Raw genomic sequence first — 9,153 nt, 5'->3', positions numbered from 1 at the left:
GGGTGGGGCTTTCGCTTCGAGGAAGTGGGGGGGCGTTTAGGGCGTCAAAAGGGGTGCATGCAAAAAAGGGAGATGCTCAAAAAGCGGGACGTATTGTGTATCAGGATGAATAGAGCGCTTTTGAGATAAGCGTTTTTTCTTCAATGGTTCTGGAATAATGAAACTTGGCATCATCAAATTGGCATCATCAAAAATGTGGAGCTCAATTGTTGCTAAAGTATAAAAATTTATCATGACAACGGTTCAGAAAATTTCTCAAAAAATAGAGCAGAAAACGGCTCAAGTGGCTCTTATTCCAAAGCTTATTCCTGTCTTTACCGGAAAAGCAGATGTCCGGGCTGCTTGGGGCGGACGGGGCTCTGGAAAAACACGCTCTTTTGCTTTGATGACAGCGGTGGTGGGATATCGCCATGGAATGGCAGGTGAACGCGGGATTATCCTTTGTGCGCGCCAGTTTCAAAATTCTCTCAATGAGAGCTCTTTGGAAGAAATTAAACGCGCAATTGAAGCTTATCCTTTTCTGCAAGATTATTATGAAATCGGCGATAAATATATTAAATCAAAAGATGGACGTATTTCTTATGTGTTTGCGGGGCTTGATCGAAATATCGCGAGTATTAAGTCTATGGGGCGGGTGTTCCTTTGCTGGGTTGATGAGGCGGAGCCAGTCACTGAAACCGCTTGGCAAACCCTTATCCCAACTTTGCGCGAAGAGGGAGACGATTGGAATGCAGAATTATGGGTCACTTGGAACCCATATCATGAAAATGCCCCCGTGGAAAAACGTTTTCGAAATGTCGATAATCCCAATATCAAAGGCGCAGAAATTAATTGGCGCGATAATCCGCAATTTCCCGAAAAGCTCAATCGAGATCGATTGGATGATTTACAGCAAAGACCAGAGCAGTATAATCATATTTGGGAAGGTGAATATCTCCAAGCTGTGCAAGGGGCTTATTATCAAAGATGTCTTTTGGAAGCCGAAATGGAAGGGCGGATTACTAACGTTCCACGGGATCCTTTGATGCAGGTGAAAATCTTTTGGGATATCGGGGGAACCGGTGCAAAAGCCGATGCAACTGCCTTGTGGGTCGCGCAATTTGTAGGGCGTGAAATTCGTGTGCTCGATTATTATGAAGCTCAAGGTCAACCGCTCTCAGAACATGTGGGATGGGTTTTTCAAAGGGGATATGAAAAGGCGTTGATGGTCTTGCCCCATGATGGCGCAACAAAAGATCGTGTCTATAATGTCAGTTTTGAAAGCGCCCTCCAACAAGCTGGTTTTCAAACCAAAATCATTCCTAATCAGGGAACAGGCGCGGTCAAAATGCGTATCGAAGCCGTAAGGCGTTTGTTTCCTGCTCTATGGTTTAATCGTGACACAACAGTTGCGGGGAGAAAAGCACTCGCTTGGTATCATGAAAAGCGTGATGAACAGCGCAATATTGGTCTTGGCGCTGAACATGATTGGGCAAGCCATGGCGCTGATGCCTTTGGACTCATGTGTGTGGCTTATGAACAGCCCCATGCCAGACCACGAAAAAAAACGTATCACTCTTCTCTCCATTCTCAAACTTCATGGATGGCTTTTTAATGAATATGTCTACAGATTTTTCTTTTTCTTCTTTCGATCAAATCGAAACACTTGAACAGCAAGCACTTTTTAAAAAACTTGTGCGGTGGTATCAGGATGATATTGCGCATGTCGAAAAATGGCGAAAAAATGCCCAAGAAGACTACGATTTTTATAATGGGCGGCAATGGAATGAGCAAGACTTGGCTGTTTTGCACGAACAAAATAGACCGGTGATGACTTTTAACCGTATTGCCCCGCTGATTAATGCTGTTATTGGGGCTGAGCGCAATAATAAACGACAAGTGCAATTTATTCCACGACAAGAAGGTGCAGCCTTTGCTAACCAAATCTTGACAGGGGCGGCTGAATGGTTTCGCGATGAAGCTGATGGGGAATATGAAGATTCCGATGCTTTTCAAGATGCTATCATTTGCGGTATGGGGTGGACAGATACCCGCCTTGATTATGAAGAAGATCCACAAGGAAAACCCGTCATTTCGCGGCTTGACCCTATGAAAATGGTCTGGGATGCGAGTGCTGTTAAGCCTAATCTTATTGATGCACAACGTTTATGGTATATTGATGAAAAACCTCTGGCTGTTGCTCAACAAATGTTTCCCCATGTGCATTGGAGTGATCTTCATGCCGATTGGGTGAAACATCAAGGGTTTTTACACTCAACGAGCAATGGAATAATGAAAAGCTATCAGGGAGAAGAAGCCTATCTGGAAGAGGGAACAAGCACTCAACAGCCTAAAATGGTGACATTGGTTGAATGTCGCTGGTTTGAACGTGAGGTGGTCTATAAAGTACTCGAGCCACAAAGTGGACAGTTTATCGACTATTTGGAGCAGGACTTTCAAAATTTAAAGAAAGAATTTCCCGATCTTCAAGCAACAAGGTTGACCAGAAAAATTGTCAAACGGGCATTCTTGGGCAGAAAATTGCTCGAAGCCCCTGATAAGCCTTTGGTTCCAGCAGGTCAATTGGGATGGGAATGTATTACCGGTACTTTTGATAAATTAAGCCGGCACTTTTATGGTCTTGTGCGCCCTACAAAAGATCCGCAACGCTGGGCAAATAAATATTTTAGTCAAGTGATGCATTTGCTCAATAGCCAATCAAAAGGCGGGATTATGGCTGAACGTGATGCTTTTGATGATGATCGACAAGCTCTTGAGAGTTGGGCGAGAGCCGATAGTATTACTTGGTTGAAAAGTGGGGCTGTTGCTGGGGGCAGAATCCAGCCTAAACCGGTGGCGCAATTCCCCCAAGGGTTTTTCCAATTGTTTAATGAAGCAAAGAGCGCTCTCGAACAGGTGACGGGCTTGTCTTCTGAATTTATTGGAACAAGAGCGGTTAATCAGCCTGGTATTCTGGAACAACAACGCCGTCAATCCTCCCTTAATCTTTTGGCTTCCTTTTTTGATGCTTTGCGTCGATATCGGCAACGACAGGGAAAAATTATCCTCTATCTTATTCAAAATTATCTCTCCGATGGGCGGTTGGTGCGTATTGCTGGGGATGAAAATGCGCGGTATGTTCCCTTAACACGCGAAATGGTGACCAGTTTGGAATATGATATTGTGGTCGATGATGCACCAACAAGTCTTAATGAAAAAGAGCGGACTTTTGCTCTCATCATGCAATTGCTACCTTTGATGCAAAATTTTGCAACACCAGAGATTATGCTCGATCTCTTACGCTATTCGCCTTTACCAGCTTCACTGATTCATAAAATTGCCATAAAGGCGCAAAATGCTTTGCAAGAAGAGCAAAATGCTTCTGCGCAAATAGGGCAGAATGTGGGAGTAGAGCAGATCATGCAGATGTTGCAAAGAGCAAATGCCCAACAATAGGACATTTTATAATGGCGCTTTATAATGCGCAATGTTGGAATAGATTTGATCAAGTGAAGTGATCAAGTGAAGGATGTCTATAAATTTCCCTCTTTAGTGTTGCTGATACCGTGCAATGGCGCTTCTCTTTATCTTTGGGAAGCGTTGTTTTGTGGGGATCAGGGCGGGTTTGGGAAAATGTTCGATAGAGCCTCGTTGTTCATGGTGGGGAGCAGGGTGGGAGGTATTTGGCCGTCTTAGGTTGAGGGGCAAGATGTCGATAGGTTGGAGCCCAAGTGGTTAGAGAGCCTTGAGGGGGGGCAAGGTTTGCAGGAAGCGTGGCTCGCAGGCTGTTTTATCGGAAAAATTTCATTGTATTGTTTTTAGAAAAAAGAAAAGGCTAATGTCATGGATCAAGAACACTTAACGCCGGCAGAACAAAACCATTTGAAACAGGATTTTCTTGCTTCACCACAAGTGGGAGAAGAGGGTGAAAATGGAAGAGAAGAAAAAACTTTGAAAGAAAATTTTCAAGGACAAAGGCTCCAGCAGCAGGACTCTTCTCAAGAAGGTGGAAAAGAGGTGTGGGGGGAAGAAAATACACCACCCGATCCGCAAAAGGACTTTATGGGCTATATGCAATGGTTGGGAAAAACATTGCAAAAACAAGGGCTGTTACAGGAAAAACAACAACCTTCCTCTGTTTCCGAAGCAGAACAATTGCAGGCGTTTTATCAGCAGTCTGTGGCAAGTGTTAAACAAAAGCACCATGATTTTGATCAAGCGGCCGATTTTATTTATGAAACGCGCGCAAAACAGTTGGCAGCTTTTGCTTCGCTCTATCCTGAGATGGCAGATCCCCAAAATATTGATGCAAGGATTGGTGATGAATTGAAGCAGATCTTGCGCGATTGTGCGCAAAAAAATCAAAATCCAGCTGAAGTGATTTACGCAATTGCACAAAAATTTGGCTATAGCAATGTTCAGAATACCATGGGGGAAAATTTGCAGGAAAGACATAATTCTGCACGGACTCTTGCTGCTTATAACGGCTTGACACCCAATGGGTCGATTTCTTTGGATATGCTGGATAAAATGTCAGAAGCAGAATTTAGCACTTGGGTTGCTGATCCTAAAAATAAAGCTGCTTTTAATCGTTTAATGGGGGGAAGAGAATTTTAATCACAAGAATAGTGTTTACGCGAAAATGTGAGGAAGCTTTTGGTGTAACAGGGATGTTATGGGGGATTTTCTTTTGTGGGAGCCCCATGAGAGGGGTTCTGGCGCGTGAAATGCGGGGGGGGGTGTTTTTTAGCTGGAAACGTGTGTGGGGTATGAGGCTGGGAATGTGGGGGCTATTTTTTTCTGAATACGTGAGAGGCTTTTTTTCGCGCATGAAATGTTGGGGGATACGCGTGGGCTTGAGGCGCGCGGGAGGGAACGTTTTCAAAGGACAGACGCGGGTAAGGAGTACTCTTAATCAGGGGGAGGCGAGAGGCTAGCAGAAACAAAACACACAAGAACAACTTAAGCCACCATTTGAAATGAAATGTGGTGTTTTGAGCGCCCGGCGTTTTGCTGGGTTTTTTTATGTCAATAAACTTTTAGAGGACAAAATGACTGTAACTTATATCGGACTCAATGACCCAATGGCAGTGCGCACATGGTCTAAACTCTTAAATCAAGAAGTCTCAAAAGCAATCCCAATTGCACCGTTAATTGGGGATGATTCAAACAGTATCGTGCAGTTAAAGGATGAAACCACAAAAGCAAGTGGCGATTCCATTAGCTTTAATTTGCGTGTGCAGTTGCTAGGTGATGGGGTGAGTGAAGGGCAAACATTGGAAGGCAATGAAGAAGCTCTACAGTTTCTCAATGATCGCTTGGCGATTAATGAACTCGTTCATGCGGTGCGGGTCAAAAATGAAGGCACCATTGATCAGCAACGCATTCTCCACGATTTGCGCACAGAAGCAAAAAATGGTTTGGTTGATTGGTATGCAGATCGTTTGAGTATGATGTTCTTCATTCAAGTGTGCGGATATACCGCAAAATCCATTAATTTTGAAGGACGATCTATTACACTTAAACCTGTTCATTATGGTTTTAATACCCCAACGGCACCAACCAATAAACGCGTGGTGCGTCCGAATGATAAAACAAAAGATGAAGATTTAAAAGAAAACGATGTGTTTAATCTTAAACTAATAGATAAAGCGGTTGAACGCGCTAAATTAGCTAATCCTAAAATTCGTCCTGTACGGATTGATGGGGAAAATGTCTATGTGCTTTATCTTCATCCAACCCAAGTAACGCAATTGCGAACCAATACCGATGCGGGGCAATGGCTCGACATTACCAAGGCAATCTATAGTGGAAGCCGTATTAAAAATCCACTCTATGATGGATCTTTGGGCATGTATAATGGCGTTGTTTTACGCGAAGCTGAGCATGTTACCGAAGGGGTTGAGTCTGGAACAGCAAATAAAGCTGTCCCTAATGTGCGTCGTGCGGTGTTGCTTGGAGCGCAAAGTGCTGTGATCGCTTTTGGAAAAGATCGAGGTGCTACACGCTATAAATTGGTGGAAGAACTCTTCGACTATGAAAGAGAATTTGGGGTCGCAGCAAAAACCATTATCGGTATGAAAAAAACCTGCTTTACCTTGCCTGGAAGTGCGCAAGGGGCTCAAGATTTTGGAACAATCGTCATCCCAACTTATGGAGCACCTGCTTAAAGCAAATGTTTGCTTCTTTCCCCCAACAAGAGAATTCTGTTGGGGGAAAAAATCTAAAATACTTCCAAAAAAGGACAGGCTTATGACCACTCTACCCGATGATCCTAACAATCGCGATTTTACCCATTTAGATTGCTCGCAAACTTTTGCTTCTATGGTCGCGCTTATTCAAGATGAAATTGACGATACAACAGCGGAATATTCACAGCAAATTCAAGATTCAATTGTTACAGCTTTGCGTTTGTGTGAACGCGAACTCTTTTTCTTTAATGAAAGAAGAAAAAGCACGTTTAACACACAAAGTGGAAAAACATGGTATGGAAAAGAAGAAGGGGTTGTTATTGAATCAGAAAAAAGCTTGGCTGAGGTCTTTTTAGCAACAAAGAATACAACACCAACAAAGTTATTCTTTAGGCCCTTGGAATCTCTCCATCAACAATATGGGATGCATCCTGAGTTGGGAACGCCATTCTTTTATACGTGTCTTGAGCAAAAAATAGGACTTTTTCCAACACCAGAAAATGTCGAAACCGTACAGCTTTTTTATACGCCTCTTCATTTAGCCGATGAACAGCTTAAAGAGGACAATAATCCTTGGTTGATTTATGCTTTTGATCTCATTAAAGCCCGAGCAAAATATGAACTTTATAAAAATATCCTTAAAGATCCTGAATATGCTGCCGTTTCTTTTAGAGATTTTCAAGAACAGCTTCAAGCTTTACGCATTGAAACATCACGCAGAAAAGGTTCTTCAAAGATTAAGCCAATGTGTTTTTAAAAAACATCTTTCCAATTTTTATGCTTAAGATTGCTCTTGAGAACGAGAGCCGTGCTTATGTTTTAAGAGTCGCTTTGGGGCTTTAATGGGGCTTTCATGCGTGTTAGATTCTGGATTGGGCGTTGAAGTCTAGATTGGCTTTGAGGGTTGAAGTTAAGCCGCTGTTGGGGAGTGTGGGTGTGAATATTTTGGGAGTTAAATCAACTGTAGGTTGTCTTTCGTGGTTTTTTTGCTCTTGTTTTAAGGGATCTTGTGGTTTTAACCCCATCAACCTTGGTCTCTCTTGAAGGGTATTGATCTCTTGGTATTGGGGTTCTTCAAAGATTTTATGAAGGTTTTTTCTCAATACTGAGGAGGTGCTGGTATTACGGGGGCTGATATTGTCGGTTGATGTTGGGGTGGCTGGTGTTGAGGCGGTTGGTATTGGAAAGTGCTGGCGGGTGATTTTGGTTGAGCGTTGGTGGGAGAAGTGGGCTTGCCATGATGGGGGGATCATTTTTCTTGAGGGTTTAGCAACTTATAGTTGTGTCTTTATGTAATTTTATGTCTTTAGAGCTTTATTCTAGGGGCTTTTTTTGGTTTCAATGAGCAAGCCTTGGTGTTTTGGCACTGGGTGCTTGAAACATTTTAGGGGGGCTTGATGGCTTTTTTCCCAATCGCTGATTATCGACCCGATGTGGCAGATATCAATGGAATTTTTACTGATGAACTTGTCAATGTGCTCCCGGCGGATGGCTCTTATATCCCTATGCCAAATTTTGAGCCTTTGTCAGAACCATGTCCAGAGCCCATTTTAGGCGCTCTTGCGGTTAAAACAAAAAATGGCGTTTCTATTCTTGTCGGGACAAGAGAAAAAATCTTCTTGCTTGATAATACAACAATGAAGTGGAAAGATATTAGCCAAAAAGGAAAGGCTTATATGGCAAATATTGATGCGCCGTGGTCTTTTGCTTTGTTTGGTGATTTTATTATTGCAGTGAATGCTAATGATAAACCACAAGTGATCGATATTATTCATGATAAAACATTTAGAGATTTAGGGGGAAATCCACCACAAGCAGGGATTGTTCGCGTCTGGGGAGATTTTGTTTGTTTGATGAAATTAACCGAGCATCCAAGACGGGTGCATTGGTCGGGACTTAATGATGCAGAATTTTGGACCGTGGGGAAAAAAAGCTGCGATTATCAAGATTTTCCTGATGGCGGTTTTGTGCAAGGGGCAACGGAGACAACAAATCCCATTATCTTTATGCGCTCCGCAATCTATTCCGGTTCTTTTATTCCAGGCTCTAAGATTATTTTTAGTTTCCAAAAAATTCACGATAAAAGAGGCGCTAAAAATGCTGAATCAATTGTTTGTCGCGGTGATTTGGCTTTCTTTGCCGATGAGGGCGGTTTTTATCAAATAGCAAATGACGGACAGATTATCCCTATTGGTTTTGAAAAAGTTGATCGCACCATGACCGCAAAATCAAGACAGAGTAATTTGTATACTATGTCGGCGGCGATCGATGGCGTGTATAATCGTGTTTATTGGATGGTCGATAGTGATGAAAACCTTCATAAACGGATTTTGCTCATTTATGATTGGGGGTTGCAAAAATGGACAAAAGCTCTGGCGGATATCAAAATGATCCTCCCCATTTTCTTGACTGGAACAACGCTAGAAGGTCTTGATTTTGTGGCTAAGAATATTGATGATTTGTCCTTTTCTCTTGATAGTAAAGCTTGGAAAAATGAATCACCTATTCTGGGAGCATTTGATCAACAGGGTAGACTAGGGTCATTTTCTGGGGCTCCTATGGCTTGTGTGGTTACTTCACAAGAAATGGGGCAGACAAATGGCATGATAACACGGGTGAAAAATATTATGCCTCAAGTCAATAGTGGAAAGTTTTATTTGTCTGTGGGAATGCGTTTTCGACAATCTCTTGAAGAAGAAACCGTTTGGTTGCCAGAAAAACAGCCTTCTCATAATACGGGTCAAATTCATTGTCGCGCAAGGGCACGATTTTATCGCTTTAAATTGCGTATTCCGGAAGGAATGAATTGGACCCATGTTACCGGATTTGATGTGGAATTGATGCCAGCCGGCATGCGATAGCATGCTTCTATAATAAAAAAGTATGCGATAGGCATGCCCCTATAATAAAAAATGCGTGCGATAGCTTAAGCCTCTATCATTAAAAGATATAGGCGATAGCCAAGCTATGATCATCAAAGGAT

Annotated in this window: 7 protein-coding genes; all 7 read left to right on the top strand. The window is 42.6% G+C overall.

The window, feature by feature from the left end; translation table 11 throughout:
• Positions 1–232: 232 nt before the first annotated feature.
• The 7 genes from FS875_RS06325 to FS875_RS06295 all read left to right on the top strand — a co-directional run bounded on the left by FS875_RS06325 (position 233) and on the right by FS875_RS06295 (position 9,031).
• Positions 233–1,594 carry a PBSX family phage terminase large subunit gene (locus FS875_RS06325; RefSeq protein ID WP_144754608.1) on the top strand — a complete coding sequence of 454 codons (1,362 nt, stop codon included), beginning with the start codon at positions 233–235 and terminating at the stop codon, positions 1,592–1,594.
• Positions 1,594–3,435 (top strand): portal protein, encoded by a 1,842-nt coding sequence (locus tag FS875_RS06320; protein ID WP_144754605.1) that lies wholly within the window; start codon positions 1,594–1,596, stop codon positions 3,433–3,435. The genes FS875_RS06325 and FS875_RS06320 overlap by 1 nt, the downstream gene beginning before the upstream one ends.
• A gap of 387 nt (positions 3,436–3,822) precedes the next feature.
• Complete coding sequence (locus FS875_RS06315) at positions 3,823–4,596, top strand: hypothetical protein (RefSeq protein WP_144754602.1); 774 nt, start codon at positions 3,823–3,825, stop codon at positions 4,594–4,596.
• A 434-nt stretch (positions 4,597–5,030) separates the two neighbouring features.
• Positions 5,031–6,149 carry a N4-gp56 family major capsid protein gene (locus FS875_RS06310; protein WP_144754614.1) on the top strand — a complete coding sequence of 373 codons (1,119 nt, stop codon included), beginning with the start codon at positions 5,031–5,033 and terminating at the stop codon, positions 6,147–6,149.
• An 82-nt stretch (positions 6,150–6,231) separates the two neighbouring features.
• Positions 6,232–6,927 (top strand): phage adaptor protein, encoded by a 696-nt coding sequence (locus FS875_RS06305; RefSeq protein ID WP_144754600.1) that lies wholly within the window; start codon positions 6,232–6,234, stop codon positions 6,925–6,927.
• Between the two features lie 356 nt (positions 6,928–7,283).
• On the top strand, positions 7,284–7,466 hold the full coding sequence (locus tag FS875_RS10195; protein ID WP_166428894.1) for a hypothetical protein: 183 nt from the start codon (positions 7,284–7,286) through the stop codon (positions 7,464–7,466).
• A 101-nt stretch (positions 7,467–7,567) separates the two neighbouring features.
• Entirely contained in the window at positions 7,568–9,031 is a 1,464-nt protein-coding gene (locus FS875_RS06295) for a hypothetical protein (protein WP_144754597.1), read from the top strand.
• The last annotated feature ends 122 nt before the right edge of the window (positions 9,032–9,153 follow it).

It is taken from the genome of Bartonella saheliensis (assembly GCF_902162175.1).
This window is presented reverse-complemented; position numbering and strand designations above follow the sequence as displayed.